The sequence below is a fragment of the Cellulophaga sp. L1A9 genome, from assembly GCF_009797025.1.
Classification (GTDB): domain Bacteria; phylum Bacteroidota; class Bacteroidia; order Flavobacteriales; family Flavobacteriaceae; genus Cellulophaga.
The window spans coordinates 3,812,578-3,830,576 of record NZ_CP047027.1; the positions used below are offsets into that span (position 1 = coordinate 3,812,578).

The 17,999-nt window shown below is 32.7% G+C and carries 8 protein-coding genes; all 8 read left to right on the plus strand.

Annotated features, from left to right (window positions below; all coding sequences use genetic code 11):
* Positions 1-121 precede the first annotated feature (121 nt).
* The 8 genes from GQR94_RS16765 (at position 122) to GQR94_RS16800 (ending at position 17,960) form a co-directional block, all read left to right on the plus strand.
* Complete coding sequence (locus GQR94_RS16765) at positions 122-2,677, plus strand: putative glycoside hydrolase (protein WP_158977240.1); 2,556 nt, start codon at positions 122-124, stop codon at positions 2,675-2,677.
* A gap of 190 nt (positions 2,678-2,867) precedes the next feature.
* Positions 2,868-5,081, plus strand: coding sequence for a glycosyl hydrolase 115 family protein (locus tag GQR94_RS16770; protein WP_158977243.1), 2,214 nt, complete (start codon positions 2,868-2,870; stop codon positions 5,079-5,081).
* Between the two features lie 297 nt (positions 5,082-5,378).
* The gene (locus GQR94_RS16775; RefSeq protein WP_158977246.1) at positions 5,379-6,959 is read left to right on the plus strand and encodes a two-component regulator propeller domain-containing protein; all 1,581 of its coding nucleotides are present in this window, start codon (positions 5,379-5,381) and stop codon (positions 6,957-6,959) included.
* A gap of 28 nt (positions 6,960-6,987) precedes the next feature.
* Entirely contained in the window at positions 6,988-9,528 is a 2,541-nt protein-coding gene (locus GQR94_RS16780; protein WP_158977248.1) for a hybrid sensor histidine kinase/response regulator transcription factor, read from the plus strand.
* Between the two features lie 487 nt (positions 9,529-10,015).
* Complete coding sequence (locus GQR94_RS16785; RefSeq protein WP_158977251.1) at positions 10,016-13,216, plus strand: TonB-dependent receptor; 3,201 nt, start codon at positions 10,016-10,018, stop codon at positions 13,214-13,216.
* Positions 13,217-13,230: 14 nt separating this feature from the next.
* Positions 13,231-14,919: a RagB/SusD family nutrient uptake outer membrane protein gene (locus GQR94_RS16790; RefSeq protein ID WP_158977253.1), complete on the plus strand. Its 1,689-nt coding sequence runs from the start codon at positions 13,231-13,233 to the stop codon at positions 14,917-14,919.
* 169 nt (positions 14,920-15,088) lie between these two features.
* Positions 15,089-16,810 (plus strand): alpha-L-fucosidase, encoded by a 1,722-nt coding sequence (locus GQR94_RS16795; RefSeq protein ID WP_158977256.1) that lies wholly within the window; start codon positions 15,089-15,091, stop codon positions 16,808-16,810.
* A gap of 7 nt (positions 16,811-16,817) precedes the next feature.
* On the plus strand, positions 16,818-17,960 hold the full coding sequence (locus GQR94_RS16800) for a putative glycoside hydrolase (RefSeq protein WP_158977258.1): 1,143 nt from the start codon (positions 16,818-16,820) through the stop codon (positions 17,958-17,960).
* Positions 17,961-17,999: the final 39 nt, after the last annotated feature.

Sequence of the window (17,999 nt, forward strand, 5' to 3'; positions counted from 1 at the left end):
ATGAAACCAGTTTTTATATTTCTGAATTTTCAGTAGGTGTTTGTTTTGTTGAAGTAATTCCCAAGAATGAATTAAAAGCAATATTTAAAGTAATTAACATTAATCAAAAGTTATGAAAGTTATGAAAGTTTTACTGGTACTATTTAGTTTTTTTTTATTAACTAATACTTATGCGCAGCCTGCAGGTCCTGGTGATTGGTCTAAAGTTCGTTTATATGGTCATGCATATCGAGCTGAGGATTTTACAGATGAGCAATATGAATTTATTAAAGATAATTACTACATGTTTGGTGTTGCTAAAGGAAATGCTAGTGCCATTTACGGGTTTGGAAATTCAGATGAAGCATTGGCAGTGACAGCAACTAAGATTCGCCAGAACAACCCCAGTGCTAAGATTTTATATTATTGGAGTGCTAATTCAGCTTATGACTTTAACTATTCTAGTATAGATAATATAGTTTCCACTAATCCTAATTGGGTAGAAGAAGATGCTACAGGTGTACTACGTTGGACGTACCCAACTACAGAAGCACAAAATTGGTGGGTAAATACTGCTGATAATGTTGTTGATAATACGGATTTTGATGGCGTGTTTGCAGATGGTCTTTCGGGGGCACAGATACGTAATGTGTTAGATCCTATAAAGGAGAATTTAGATAATATGAATTCTTTTGTGCTTTACAATGGCTATTATGTTAGGCAATGGTTAGAGATATATGCAGACTCAAGTGTTTTAGATAACGCAAATGGAGTTTTTGTAGAAGTGTTTTTTAGAGGTACAGTATTTGCAACAGCTACAGCGGAAGTTTTAATGGATGCATTATTAGAAATCCCCAACGATAAATATATTATTTGTCGAAGCTCTGCTGGAGAATTTGGTTTAACTCACGATTTTTCTTTAGCAGCATATTTAATAGTAGCAAACGACAACACATTTTATTCATGGGGAGGAGATGAAAACTCTTATGTTGCTGATGATACTCTTGCCTATTGGACAGATGATTTTTCAAAAGAAATAGGTGAACCTTTAGGAGTTGCTACTAAAAATGGTTATGTATATACTAGGGTATTCGAGCATTGTTTGGTAGAAATAGATATTGATAATAAAACATCATCAATTATTTGGGGGCAAAACAATAGTCTTAATTCAGATGATTTACTTATAAACGAAAACGAGGTCGGATTTTGTTCTGTTGATGGGGCGATTAATAATAATCAACCAGGTTACACAGGAGATGGTTTTGTTAATACAGATAATGCAGCAGGTAATGGTATCAATTGGCTAATATCAGGAAGTGCAGGTTCTTATACATTTACATGGAGACATGCCTGTCCAAGCGATAGGATAGGGAATTTATTGGTAAATGGAGAGTCTATTTTAAATAATATAACACTTGACGGTACAGGGGATTGGGCAGTTTGGGAAGAAAATACTTCTGTTACTGTTAATCTTCCAGCAGGAATTAAAGATGTAAGATTGGAGTCTGTAAGTACCAATGGTTTAGGTAATATTGACTATATGAAGGCTGAAGGGCCTAATGTTACCGCTGTTTCATGCAATAGTGGCAATATAAATTTTTTCACAATACAAGAAAACGAAACCGGATTCTGTTCTGTTGATGGAGCGATTAATAATAATCAGCCAGATTACACTGGAGATGGTTTTGTTAATACTGATAATGCTACAGGTAATGGAATAAATTGGAAAATATCTGGAGATGCAGGTTTATATACCTTTATATGGAATCATGCTTGTCCAAGTGATAGGCAAGGCGAGTTGTTTGTAAATGGAGTATCTGCTATAGGAGCAATTACATTTAATAAAACAACTGGATGGAATATTTGGGAAGAAAACACTTCTGTGACTGTTAATCTTCCAGCAGGAATTAAAGACATAAGATTGGAATCTATAAGTACCAATGGTTTAGGTAATATTGATTATATGAAAGTTGTAGGAGCTAATACTGAGCCTGTTTTATGTAGTAGTATAACTTCTTTTACAATACAAGAAAACGAGATCGGATTTTGTTCTGTTGATGGGGCGATCAATAATAATCAACCGGGTTACACAGGAGATGGTTTTGCCAATACTGATAATGCATCAGGTAATGGCGTAAATTGGAAAATATTTGGAGATTCGGGTTCGTATACATTTACCTGGAATCATGCCTGTCCAAGTGACAGACAAGGAGAGTTGTTTGTAAACGGGGTATCTGTTTTAGATGCAATTACATTTAATAAAACAACAGAATGGAATATTTGGAAAGAAAATACTTCTGTCACTGTTTATCTTCCAGCCGGGGTTAAAGACATAAGAATAGAGTCTATAAGTACCAATGGTTTAGGTAATATTGATTATATGAAGGTTGAAGGTCTTAATGCAAATGCTGTTTCATGTGGGGTTAGTAGCAAGACAGATATAGCTGTAAGTAAAAATAGTACATCTCTAGAGAATGATAATGCTATTCGAGTATATTCAAATCTATCGGAATCAACATTTACACTTTCAAAAAATGTAACTCTAGTAGAGGTGTATAGTATGAGTGGACAGTTGGTTAAGAGCTTTCCGAGGAATGAGACTAACTTTGATATTTTAGAGCTATCATCTGGAGTTTATGTTTTAAAAATTGTTTCTGAAAATGGACTAACAGAAACGTTTAAAATCATTAAAAAATAATTATCCAATATGAAGACAGTTTAGTGTAAATTGTTTGGTTTTCAATATAGAGTGGTTACGATTATGTAGTCTAAAAACGAGAAACCTTGAAGGGAAATAGAATATGAAAATCCCTGCTTTTAAAAAGTTATTTTGGGTTGACTAGTTTTAGTTAAGTAGAATGTTTGAATAAAATGAATAAATATAAATTATGAAAAACAATTTTTCAAGAAAAATAACCTTTTTAACACTTTTTTTATGTGCTTTTGTTATTGCGATGAATGCACAAACAAAAGTTATAAATGGCATAAAGATTACTGGTGATACCCCTTGGGTAATTACTGATGCAGATTATAAAAGAATGCCAATACAAAAGGCTATAAAAGATGCCGAAAAGGATTGGTATAGAGTTTTTGGTTATCCACCTGTAATTTTTCATAACAATTCAAGCAGTAACTGGGATGGTCCAGTTATTGTATTTGGATCTTCAAAAAATATTAAAAATTTAACAAACGTTAAGCTTCCTAAAGAGAAAGAGCATTTTCATATTTTTTTAGATAATATAAAATCAAAAAATAAGAACGCTGCCATTTTTGCTGCTGGAGCAGATGATAGAGGAACTATTTATGCTATTTATACTTTTACAGAAAAAGTTTTAGGGATAGATCCTATGTATGTTTTTACAGACCATATTCCAAAAAAGCAATCGGAAATAGTAGTAAAGGGAGACTTTGAAATCAAATCTAAAAAGCCAACATTTGAGTATAGAGGTTGGTTTATAAATGATGAAGAGTTGCATGATGGTATGCACCGCGATCCTTTAGGAGGAAATGTAATTGCATCAGAGTGGATGGATAAAATTTTGGAAACTTTGTTAAGAACCAAAGGAAATATGATCATTCCTGAATCTGCACAATATCCAGATGCGAATGTGTACGATTTATGTAAAAGAAGAGGGGTTGCCGTAAATCATCATCATGTGACACCTGTTGGTTTAAATATGATGAATTGGCCTAAAAAAGTTCCTTTTTCGTTTATTACAGAAAAAGAAATTTTGTTAGATGCTTGGGAAAAAGCAATAAAAGTACAAGCTGATAAAGAAATTGTTTGGACTATTGGTTTTAGAGGTGAAAGTGATGGTGCTTTTTGGCATAGCGACCCTGCGGCTCCAAAAACGGAGGAAGGAAGAGCAAAAGTAATTGCAGAAGCAATGCAAGCACAAACAGATATTATTAGAAAATACCAGCCAGATGCAACCATAGTAGCTGCACTTTGGAATGAACAAGGAGCATTTTACAATAAAGGATTATTAAAAATACCTGAAGGAGTGACCAAAATGTTTGCTGATGATGGTCGTGGTTTTATGAGAGATAGTGGTGGAAAATATTTGGAGAAAGGAGATGGTTTGTACTATCATGTAATGATGATGATGTTAACACAAAACCGTACTACAGAAGGAGTTCCACCTGCACGTTTTTATAAAGAATTAAAACGTTACGTAGATAAAGGAGCTACAAAATATGCGGTAATTAATGTGAGTGGTATTCGTCCAGCAGCACTATCTGTGAATGCAATTAATGACTTTTTATGGGATGCAACACCTGCTCTTAGTAAATCTCCTGAAGCATCTATGAAAGATTATTTAAAGGGGTGGTATGCTAAAGAATTTGGAGAGGAATTAGCTTCAGAGTTAACAGATTTACGATTACACTATTACAATATTCCTTATATGCGAGAAAAAATGCCTTCAGGAGATAGATGGGTAGGAGCTCGAGGTGAGCACTTGTTACAGTATCTAATACAAGCTGCATTGCAACGTTTTGGAGATGGAATTGCCAAAGGTAAAACTATTAATGCAATGATAGAAAGTACAAAAGGTAGAAAAAGAATGAATAATCTGGCTCAGACAAAAGAACCTCTAGCCGAAACAGCAGATTTCTTTCCTAGTTTATGGAAATCAACCTTAAAGATATCCGAAGAAATTCCAGAAGATAGAAAGGATTTTTATCAAGCACATTTTACATATCAAGTAGCAGTTCATATGTATTCTGCAAGAGCATTACAAATTATTTCAGATGCATTGGAAGCTTATGAGAAAAATCTAAGCCCACAAGATTTTGCAAATGAGATGGAGCTTGCTTTGGTAGAAATTGAAAACATAATTGTGGAAGCTCACAAATCCGAATATGGGAAATGGGACACTATGTTTATGCATGTTCGTTTAATGGATATATATAAAACACGTTTGATGTTAAAAGGTGTGATTGCAAAAATACGTAAGCAGCCTTATACTTCTGAATTCAGAGGGTATAGAAATGGATCTTTTTGGAAATCAGCACATGAATACATGGATCATGGTGATGGAGTATTTCCATATTTCTATAAGCATTCTGGTAGAGGCTTAGAGGTGCTTGAGGAAAAATAAAATTGAGTACCAGAGTTGTAACGAATAAATATTTATGGGATAAAAAATGGACTCGACTATGCAAAATTGGAATGGTAAAAGATGATGTTATAGAGATCAAAATGCCTCCCGCTAGGGCTGCAGTAATTAAAATAGCTATTCGTTAAAAGAATATAGAAAATATATTACTATTTAATCTAGACTTGCAAAAAAAAGTTGGATAATTAAAATCATTTTTTAAAAAATTATTAATCTCTATTTTTATCTTTGATGTATTCTGCTAATAAAAATAAATTAAAACTAAAAAAAACTAGTTTAATGACTATAGCTCTAAAACATATCAAACAAATTTTATTAATTATTTGCATATGTTTTAGTTTATCTGGTTCATGTATTTTAAGCGCTCAAAATTTTGAAAAGTTTTCGAATAAAGAAGGGTTTAATCAAAATACGGTAATTACAATAACCAAAGACCTTTATGGTTTATTATGGTTTGGCACTCCTAATGGCCTTATAAAATATGACGGGTACGACTTTACAACCTATACCACGCAAAGCAAAAGCGACGGGAGCATATCAAGTAATTACATTACACATTTATATAATGATCCTTCTGGTTTATTATGGATAGGTACCAAACAAGGAATAAATGTATATGTGCCCTGGCTTGAAAAATTTCATACCATACCTATAGATTCTAAATTAAACATTAGCCATATTAGCTCTGGTCCTAATGGAGCAATTTGGTTCTCGGGCGAAAATAAATTATATGCTTGCAATATTGAAGATGTTATTGATGGCGTTTTTAAAGTATCAAATATTTCTTTAGATGCTTACACCAACATAGCTACTATAAAACAATTCAGTTTTACGGATAACAACGCACTGCTCTTAGCTACTTCTAAAGGTCTTAAAGAAGCTTTTTTCAGTAAGGAATCAACAGGTATTAATTCAAGAATTGAAAAAATAATTGATTTTGAAAATTTTCATAATTACAATATTTCTACAATAAAAAACATAAAAGACATGCTTTGGATAGGGACCTTTGATGGTTTATTCAAAACAAGTTTTAAAAATAGTCGCATACAAATTATTCGTAAATATGATATTGGTGATATCAAATCCCCTATAAGAATAAATACTATTTTTGAAGATAACAATAATATTGTTTGGGTTGGAACAGAAAAACATGGTCTTTTAAAATATCTAGAAAAAGAAGACAGGTTTTTAAACTATTTACATACTCAGAAAAATGAAAATGGACTGAGCAGTAATATTATCAATGCCCTTTATCAAGACAATTATAATGTTTTATGGATTGGAACAGGGCAAGGAGGTATTAATAAATTGGACATTGCTCAAAAGCAATTTATTAACTATTCAAAAAACCCATATGACAAACACTCTATCTCTGATAATTTAATAAATTCCATTTTGGAAGATAGTAAAGGTAAATTATGGATCTCCACATATAATAAAGACTTATTTAGAAGTACCGAAATAATTAATGATAAAACCGTAAACAACATTAAGTTTGAAAATGTATTAAATCAAAATAGTTTAAAAGAAGACTCTGATATAATAACAAATATATATGAAGACAAAGCAGGATATATCTGGTTTGCTACAGATTCAAATATAATGGTTTACAATCCTTTAAAAAACAATTTTAAACATGTTGATTTTAAACATAACGGAAAAATAATTCCTAAACAATTATACCATATTATCCACCAAATAGATGAGAACCATTTACTTTTTGCAGGTAATCAAATTAAAATAGTAGAAAATCCATGGACTAGCATAAAAAATAAAACACATCCTGAATTAGAAGTTAAAAGCATTTTAGATTTTGATTATAAAATTGTATTTCAGACCCTAATAATAGACAAAATATAAAAAACTATGGTTCGGAACCAGTAAAGGTTTGCTGTATGGAACTTTTGATGGAAAAAAAATCAATATTGAGAATCAAATTTCTGATGAAGGAAATAACAGATTGAAATTAAGCTACTCAACTGTTTTCTCACTCTATGAAGACCCTAAAGGCAATATTTGGGTTGGTACATTTGGTGGTGGGTTAAATAAAATAACTTTAGATGATACTGGTACGCCAATTAAAATAGATTATTTCAGGAAAAACGATATTTTACCAGATGATGCCATTTATGGTATTTTACCAGAAAACGACACCAACCTATGGCTTAGTACAGATATGGGATTAGTTAAATTTAATACTGAGACTACTAAAACAAATGTTTACGATGTAAGAGACGATGGTTTAGCTCAAAACAATTTTAGAAAAGGTGCATATTTTAAAGGTTCATCTGGCTATTTTTATTTTGGAGGATTAAATGGTTTAACACTTTTTAAACCTAAAAATATTCAATTAAACACCACGCCTCCAAAAATAATAATCACGGCTTTACTTGTAAATAATAAAGTAATAAAAATTGGTGAGAAGCTTGATGATAATGTTGTTCTAAATAAGTCCATTTCAGAAACAGAAAGCATTTCTATAAGCCAAAACGAACACATTGTTGCTTTTCAATTGGTAGCAGAACACACCTCTACGCCATCGAAAAATAAATTAGCTTACAGACTAAAGGGGTTTTACGATACTTGGATTGAAGATCCAAACGGAAAAACTACAGCAACCTATACTAATCTTTCTGCGGGCGATTATGTGTTTCAGGTAAAAGCCTCAAACGGTGATGGTGTTTGGAGCAACGAAATAAAGAGCTTAGCTGTTGTAATTTTACCACCATGGTATCAAACTTGGTGGAGTTATTTGCTTTTTGTTTTACTAACCGTTTTAATATGTGCTGGTATTATTATTTATTTTGTTCAGCATGAAAAGCTAAAACAGCGCTTAAAATATGAACAACTCGACAAAGAACGATTGGACACCATAAACCAAGGGAAATTTAGATATTTTACCAATATATCACATGAATTTAGAACACCACTTACGTTAATTTCAGGACCGCTTGAGCATATAATTTCCATTAATAAAGATTCCGAAAAGACTAAGTATTTAGCTATTATCCAAAAGAATACCAAACGGCTACTTAGTTTAGTAGATCAATTAATAACCTTTAGAAAAGCAGAGCAAGGTTATTTAGACTTAAATTTTAGTCAGAATACTTTAGGAGGTTTTATATACCCAACTACAGAAGCATTTGAAAATTATGCTACCGAAAAAAACATAAATTTCTTTTACAAAGTTAATTCTCCTAATGAATACATTGTAATAGACACAGAAAAAGTAGAACGAATCCTTTTCAATTTACTATCTAACGCCTTTAAAAATACACCTGCCAACGGAAACATTAGTATCGAATCTGATATCATTCATAAAAACGGAACAAAAATGATACAAATAGATGTTATAGACAATGGCAAAGGGATACCTGCAGAAGATTTGGATAATATTTTCGAAAGATTTTACCAATTAGGAAACAATGAAAATAAATTAAGTGGGGGTGGAATAGGTCTTACATTTTGTAAATCGCTTATCAATTTATTTGAAGGAGATATTTCTGTAAAAAGTGAACCTTTTAAAGAAACCAGGTTTACAGTTTTAATACCTACTGGTAGCATTAAAGATTATAATAATATTGAAGTAAACACCAATACAAAATCATTTATTAAAGATTGGGTACCATTATCAACCGAATATAAAAATGAAACTTTAAATGATGAATTAAAGGAACATCATTTATTAATTGTTGAAGACGAAGAAGATGTACAAAACTTTTTAACCAGTACACTTTCGAAAACATATTCTATTACCTTAGCAAATAACGGATTAGAAGGCCTGGAAAAAATAAAATTATGCGAACCAACACTTGTAATTAGTGATGTCATGATGCCAGAAATGGACGGGTTTGCTTTTTGCGAAAAAATTAAATCAAACCCTGAAACCTGCCACATTCCTATATTACTACTCACGGCACTAGGTACTAACGAAGATATTATTAAAGGTTTAGAATTTGGAGCAGACGAATACCTTAGTAAGCCTTTCTCTATAAAAGTTTTAGAATTACGTATAAAAAAACTGATTGAAAATCATATAAGAATAAAAGAACATTTCAAAAAGAACAGTACAATTCCTAAAAAAGGAATTGAATTATCTACGCGAGATAAAGCATTTTTAAGTGATATTATTGAAGTTATTGAAGAAAATATTTCTGATTCCAATTTTGGTGTTGTAGAATTATCAGCAAAAATGAATTTAAGTACTTCTCATTTTTATAAACGACTAAAACAACTTACAGGTCAAATTCCCAATGCTTATTTACGAAACTTTAGACTACAAAGGGCCGCAGAATTATTGAATAAAAATGATGGCGCCAATATTAATGAAGTGATGTATCAAATAGGTATTAGTTCTAAATCATATTTTTCTACCTCGTTTAAAAAATTACACGGAGTTACACCTTCTGAATATTCAAAAAAAAATTAATTAATTCACAATCTTTTAAAATTATTTAAAAGTAGTTTTTTTTAGAGTATTTATTGTCTCACTTCCAAAAACGGGGAATTTTGTTCTCAAAGAAACGACTAACCAATTTGCATTTGTTTATAAGTTTCCTGTTTTTCTTGTTCACTTATTGCTTCCATTTAGTCCTAAATAACAAGATGAATTCAAAATTACCTTACATCTCTTTTTAAATGAATTACTCTTATTAATTTATTCTTTTTTTAGATAAAATAAAAATTGCAGAGGTAAAATAAAGAATTAGAAAATTTCGAATTCTATTTTGGCTACCAAAAACAAATATTAGGTAATAAAAGCATAAAAATTTAGAAAATCGGTTTTTTGAGCAACAAAAAAAGTGATTTAAGAAATACATTTTTAGGATTTGACACTAAATTTGGCATACAAACTAAAAAGTGTTTTATAAATCAAGTTGGAATTATAAAACCTAACTATTAACTAAACTAAAATTATGAAAAAATTATTAAGTGCATTTATGTTGTTTAACTCAATGCTGTTATTGGGTCAAATGCAGAATGTTTCTGGGCTTGTTGTAGATAAAAATGAAAACCCTCTTCCTGGTGCTACAATAATTGTAAAAGGAAGTAAAGTTGGTGGTGTCACCGATTTTGAAGGGAACTTTACGATCAAAGTTTCAGAACCAGTAGATGATAAATTATTAATAGTTTCTTATATTGGATATAAAGAACAACTTGTTTCTTTATTGAGTAATAGGAATCTTAAAATTATCATGTTAGAAGATACCGGGGCCTTAGATGAGGTAGTTGTTATTGGTTATGGTTCGGTAAAGAAGAGCGATTTAACGGGAGCTGTTGTATCCGTAAAAGCTGAAGAGATTACCAAAGTAGGAGCCGTATCTTTAGATCAGGCATTGGCTGGTAGAGCAGCAGGTGTATTGGTAACACAAACCTCTGGTGTTCCAGGTGCTGGGGCAAGTATTAGAATTAGAGGTATTACTTCTACGAATGGTTCAGAACCTTTGTATGTTGTAGATGGTATCCCTTTTGATAACGAGCAAATAGAGGGCTTAAATGCTGAAAGTCAATCAGCGAGTATGAGTCCTTTGTCAACAATTAACCCGTCTGATATAGAGTCTATTGAGGTTTTAAAAGATGCTTCTTCTACGGCTATTTACGGATCAAGAGGGGCAAACGGAGTTATTTTAATTACTACAAAAACAGGAAAGTCAGGGAAAGGAAAAGTGCAAATTAGCTCTGATACTGGTTTGGCACAGATAAGAAAATATTATGATGTACTTGATGCTAATGAGTATACTATAGTTAGGAACGAGGCGTATACAAATGATGGTGATCCAAATCGTGTTTCTCAAGATGATTTACAAAGTGCTCTTGCAGGAGAGTTGCCTACAACAAATTGGCAAGATGAAATCTTTAGAACAGGTCAAAGTACAAATTTTAATGTAGGTATAAGTGGAGGTAGTGAGGCTACTACATATAATTTTTCTACTAATATTTCCAATATTGATGGAATACTTAAAGGAACAGATTTTAATCGTATCGCAAGTCGTTTGAATTTAGATACAAAGGTGAATGATAAATTGTCCTTTGGAACAAGAATTAATTACACAAATGTAACGTCAAATCAAAAAAGTACATCAACGAATACAGAAGGTGCATACGGAACAAATAGTGTTATTAGTAGAGCGCTTAGAACCGCACCAACTGTTGCTTCTGATGCTGTTTTTGAGTTTGATGATGTTGATGGGACTAATGGTGACTTGACTTTATATTCTCCATTAGAAGCTTTAGAAGGTAATATATATAATAACATTGTGAATGAATTTAGAGGAAGTGTGTTCTTGAAATACGAACTAAATAAAAAGATGTACTTTAGGTCAGATGTATCCTATTATACTAGATATGTTGGACAAACATTTTATCAGTTAAAATCTCTTTCTACAAGAAGCGGTACTCAAGATGGTAGAAGTGGATGGGCAAAAACCCAGGATAGTAGGTCTACGGGACTTGTAAATCAAAATACTTTTAATTATAATTTTGATTTTGGGAAGAAACACAAATTCACAACAATGATTGGTCAGTCTATCAATACGAGTGAGAGTTTTTCTGTTAGAACGTCGAATTTTGGTTTTGCTAATGATATTTTAGGTATCTATGACCCAGGATCTGCAACATATCAAGATGATGATGTTATTAGTGCTGTTGATTCTAACTTGCTTTCATTCTTTGGTAGGTTAAATTATAATTATAACAGTAAGTTACTTTTTACATTTACGGCTAGAGCGGATGCTTCTTCAAGATTTGCAGAAAATAATAAATGGGGGTTTTTCCCAGCAGCAGCTGCGGCATACAATCTTCATAAAGAGAATTTTATCAAAAACACGAATGTAATATCCAATTTAAAATTAAGATTAAGTTACGGATATTCTGGAAATCAATCTGTGTCACCATATCAATCATTGTCTATTCTAGGAACAGATCAACATATCTTTGGAGATGGTAGTGGAGGTGAAGCTGCAACTACAATTGTTGCTCCTTCACAATTACCAAATGCAGATTTAAAATGGGAATATACAAAGCAGTTAGATTTTGGAATAGATTTTGGATTGTATGAAAATAAAATTACAGGTACTGTAGAATACTATAATAAATTAACAGATGATTTACTCTTTAATGGTATAGCGATTCCTTCGCATTCTGGTTTTACTTCATACACTAAAAATTATGGATCACTTGAAACTAATGGATTTGAGTTTTCTATGAATGCTCATATTATTAGCAAACCAAAATTTAGTTGGACTTTAGGAGGAAATGTAAGTTTTGGAAAAACAATAGTTAAAGATTTGGCAGAAGATTATGTTCAAGCTGGTTTACAATGGGGTATTGTTACAGACACTCAAAGATTAATTATAGGTGAAGAATTTGGTGCTTTCTACGGATATAAAACTGCTGGAATAGCTCAGTTTGATGATTTTCAAGAATTTCAAGGACTTTCAGAACAGGAGCGCATAGATACATATAATGCAAATCCAACAGCCAACTATACATTGGTTGAAGAAGTAGCAGGAAAAGCACCTAGAAGTACTACACAGCTAAACCCAGGGGCACAATTATATGAGGATATTGATGGAAATGGAATTATAAACGGGGAGGATCAACAAGTAATTGGTAGAGCACAACCTGATGTGGTTTTTGGAATAAATAATTCATTCTCATTTGGAAATATTGACCTTAGCTTCTTCATAGATGGACAAGTAGGTAATGAGATTGCTAACATGATGTCTTTACAGACCTTAGCTTTTAGTGGTAACCAGCAATCGAGTATAGTTAAGGAGGCTTGGACAGCTACAGATCCAAGCTCAGTTTATCCAAGATTAAATAGCGAAAATAATGGACAATATGTTTTTAGTGATAGGTTTATTGAAAATGGTTCATTTATTAGGTTGCAAAATATAACCTTAGGTTATATTTTCCCTAGAAAGGTAACGCAAAGTTTAGGACTGAATAATCTGAGATTATACACTTCAGCATCAAATTTATTTGTACTTACTAAGTATTCTGGATATAATCCTGATGTTTCGCTTTCAGGAACCAGAGTTATAAGTCTTGGTCATGATAATGCGGCCTATCCTGTTCCTTCTTTAATAAGAATTGGAGTTAATGTACAATTTTAAAAAAAAACTAAAAAATGAAAAGTATATATAAAATTTTATTGACGATTTCTTTATCATCGGTAGTTTCTTGTGAAGGATTTTTAGAAGAAAATCCTCCAACATTTATTTCTACTGCTAACTTTTATCAAGATGAGAGCCAGGCTAGATCTGGATTAGATGCTGCCTACAACTCATTGGATAATCACAGTTCTGTAACATCTGCTTATGGGTTTTCATGGCCTATGTTAGATTTGGGGACAGATGATGTTTCTTCTAAGCTGAATGAAAATAATGAAAGTCCTGATTTTCTATCTCATAATATATCGTCTACCCTCCGTTTTATAAATTTAAGACAACAATATGCAATATGGTGGCAAGGAATTTCTAGAGCAAATTATGCAATGGAAAATATTCCTAACGTACCAGATATGGATGATGCGACCAAGAATAGTATGGTTGGTGAGGCTAGAGCATTAAGAGCGCTTTATTATTTGCATTTGGTTAAAACATTTGGAGATGTACCGTTAATGTTGAATTATGTATCTACGGAAGCTCAAATAAATGTAGATAGAGCACCGGTAGATGATGTGTACGATGAGATAATTATTCCAGATCTTAAGTTTGCAGAAGAACACTGCGAAGATGCACTTCATTTTGGAAGAGTTACTAAATGGACTGCAAAAATAATTTTGGCTGATGTGTATCTAACGAGAGCAGGTTGGAGAAGAACATCTCAAGGTGAATTTGTACAAGGAGATCCTGTTAATTGGGCATTAGCTCGAGATAAGGCATTAGAAATTATTGAGAATTCTCCTCATTCTTTAAATACAGTACCAGAGGTTGATGGACTTCATGTGACGCCATCTTATGGAGTAGCATGGAACAATCCTTTTACTAGTGAATCGATGATGGAAGTAGCAACTTTAGCTGAAGATGGTTTAGGATCTCGATTAAGTAAAGGATGTGCAGCCTCTAATAGTGGTGTTAGTTATTGGGGACTTTTTAGTGCTCAACCATTATTAGATGAAGGAAATTCGTCTACAGTTTCTCAAATGAGGTTTCCTGGTAAGCCAGGTACAGCTGGGAATTATATACCAACTCCAAATCTTTACAGAGCTTTTGAAGATGGAGATATTAGAGGAGAATGGAGTTTAATGACTAGGTATAAAACAGCTGATGGTACTGAGTATGTAATAGCACCAGTATTTAGAAAATATGTAGATATAGATTATTATTTAGGATTACCAGAGACATCGCAGTTTAGAACCAATTCTAACTTTATATTATATAGATATGCAGATGCACTTTTGATCTATGCAGAGGCAGCAAATGAAGCAGAAGGATCACCAAGTGATTTGGCATATGGTGCAGTAAACCAGATAAGAAGAAGGGCTTTTGAAGTTACAGATGATTCTAGAGACTTTTCAGGTCTTTCACAAGAAGAATTTAGAACTGCAGTATGGCTAGAAAGAAGACGTGAGTTTAATGGAGAAGTTAAGAGACGTTTTGATTTAATTAGAACCAATCGTTTGTTTACTGCTACAGATCCTTCTGTACCTAATCAAATGGATAGATTTTGGAGTGAAGAGGAAGATTCTGCAACAGAATATACAAACATGCATATTTTATATGGTAGTGCGCCTTTTCCTGATAGAGAATGGTTATTGCCTATTCCTCAGGTTGATATAACTTTGACAGGTTGGGAACAAAACGAAGGTTATTAAAAATGAAACAACCAAGAGGAGTGGCTTATTTAACCGATTCGCCCCTTCTCTTGCTTAAAAGAAATAATATTAATAAAAAATGAATATATTTAATAAAAGTAATTTATCCCTTGTAGTCTTTTGTCTATTAATCGCTTTTTCTAGTAGAGCTCAAGTCAAAACAGAAAGTATGGATAAAATGTGGGGGGAATCTAATGTTTCACCGGACGCTTTAAAAAGCGGAAAAGGTAAATTCTTTGATGAAAGTAATTTCGGAATGTTCATTCATTGGGGTTTATTCTCAAATCTCGGAGGTGTTTGGAACAATAAAACTTATTATGGTATTGGCGAATGGATTATGAATCCAAGAATGGCGGGAATACCTGTTGAAGATTACAAGCAAATTGCAAATGACTTTAATCCAACTGGTTTTGATGCAAAAAAAATAGCACAATTAGCCAAAGATGCTGGAATGAAATACATTGTAATTACTAGTAAGCATCACGAAGGTTTTGCTATGTTCGACTCTAAAGTAAGCGATTTTAACATTGTAGACGCTACCCCTTTTGGACGAGACCCAATGCACGAGTTAGCAGATGCTTGTCATGAAATAGGTTTAGGTTTCGGGTTTTATTACTCGCACAACCAAGATTGGACAGCTCCTGGAGGTAAAGGAGGTCCTAAGACAGATGAAAATGGAAAAGAAGCTATTTTTAAAGATTACTTCTATAATAAATGCAAACCTCAGGTAAAAGAGATTTGTACAAATTATGGTGATATAGATTTTGTATGGTTTGATACACCTGGAGATATGCCAAAGGAATATGTAGAAGAATTAGCTGCTATGGTTAGAGAATTACAACCAAAAGCCATGATGTGTAGTCGCGTTGGCTATGGTTTGGGCGATTATGCCAGTGTTGGCGATATGGAAGTTCCAACAAAACGTATTGAAGGTTTATGGGAAACATGCGATACTAATAATGATTCATGGTCTTATGCTTGGTACGATAATAATTTTAAAAGTCCAAAAGTCATTTTAAGTAGATTATTGGAAACAGTAGCACGTGGTGGTTCTTATTTGTTTAATGTAGGTCCAAACGAATTAGGAATTGTTCCAGAAATTGGCGCTGAATTTTTAAGAGAAACAGGAAAATGGCTAAAAAGATATCCTCAAGTGGTTTATGATGCCGGCTATTCTCCATGGGATTATAAATTACCTTGGGGAGATGTTACAACAAAAGGTAACAAGATGTATTTAGCAGTTTCAGAATGGCCTACTGATGGTAAATTGTATTTACCTGGTTTAAAAACTAAAATCAAATCTGCTAAAATTCTAAATCCTGAAGGAAGAGATCAAAAAATTAAATTTAAACAAGGAAAAGACAATTGGGTTACTTTTAATGTTCCCTTTAAAGCTCCGGATCATTTAATTTCCATTATAGAAGTTGAAGTTAATATCAAAAAGGGAGAAGACATAATTGCTGAAGACACAGCTTTAGGAATCTATCCAAATACAAGAACAGAATTAATTACTGAGTTTGGAACTGTTAGCAATGCTACACAAGCAAACAAAAAATGGATGGAGAAGTTCGGTGAATGGAAACACGTCAACCAAGTTGGAAATTGGGAAGAAAATGGTCAAATATCTTGGAGTATCGACGTAAAAAAAGCTGGATATTACTATTTAGATTTAGATTATAGGGGTGCTGATCGTTTGGTTTGGAAAACAACAACAGATGAAGGTATTATAGTACAAAACCAACAAGCCGCTACCGAAAAGTATGTGTTTTACAATATGGGTATTTTAGAATTTAAAACCCCCGGAAAACACACCATAACAACAACTTTAGTAGAAGGAGATAGAAAAACAGCCAGTTTAAAATCAATAGCTTTAAGACCTATAAATGATTAATTAGGATATGAAGCGCGTCACTTTAAAAGTTATTTTTAATGCTTTAATCCTGTTTATCTGTTTTCAATCAAGAGGACAATCAAATAAAGCTTTTCCCAAATTCAGTTGGGATAAAGTACCTGTGGCATTTCATTTTGGAAAACAGGGAGCTTTAACTAACGATGAAGCAAAATTTATTGCATCGCATTCAAATTATGTCGTTTTAGAAAAAGGACATGGTTTACCAGATTCTAAAAACACCGAAACTGGCATTAAAGTAGACGCAAAAAAATTAAAAGAATTGAATTCCAATATGAAAGTCATTTTCTATTGGAATGCTTTTCTAGATATCTCAACATACGAAGCACATCATGTATATAAAAGTCATCCAGAATGGTGGTTAAAAACAAAGAAGGGGGAACTTGATTTAAAAAAAGGAAAAACAAAACGCTATGATTTGTCCAACCCAGAAGTTCGTAAATGGTGGGTAGAAACAGTAAAAAACGAAATTTCGAACGGCTCTACCGATGGGGTTTTTATGGATGCTTTTATTCAAGTATCAAGTCCAGCCAATATTAAACTATGGGGCCAAGAGAAATACGATAGGATTCAAGAAGGGTTAAAAAAATTAATAGCCGAGACCAGAGCTGCTCTTGGAAATAACAATCTAATAGTTTACAACGGTATTCGAAGTAACCCAAGAAGAAATGTTGGAAATAACTTTCCAGATTATACCGACGCCGTAATGATTGAACATTTTGGCATTATTAACAGTAGCTCCAAAGAAAGCATGCTACAAGACATCCAAGAAATGGAGAAAGCCGGAAAAACTGGAAAAATAGTAATTTTTAAAGGGTGGCCTGGATATACTTGGCTAGAAAAAGATTTTATGGCAAAACCTCTTAAAGAAAAACAAGAAATTTCTAGAAAAAATATAACATTTCCTTTGGCTTCATTTTTAGCAGGCGCACAAGAAAACTCTTATCTCATATATAATTGGGGCTATCGCTTTAAACACGGTGCAACAGATTGGTATCCTGAATTTGATAAACCACTGGGCAAACCATTAAACAATATGAAAGTGAATGGTTGGGAGTTAACTCGTGATTTTGAACATGCCTCTATTTGGGTTGACTTAGAAAACAAAATTGCCAAAATCGATTGGAAATAACCAATGAACTCCTTCTACATGGATTGAAACTTCAAGTAA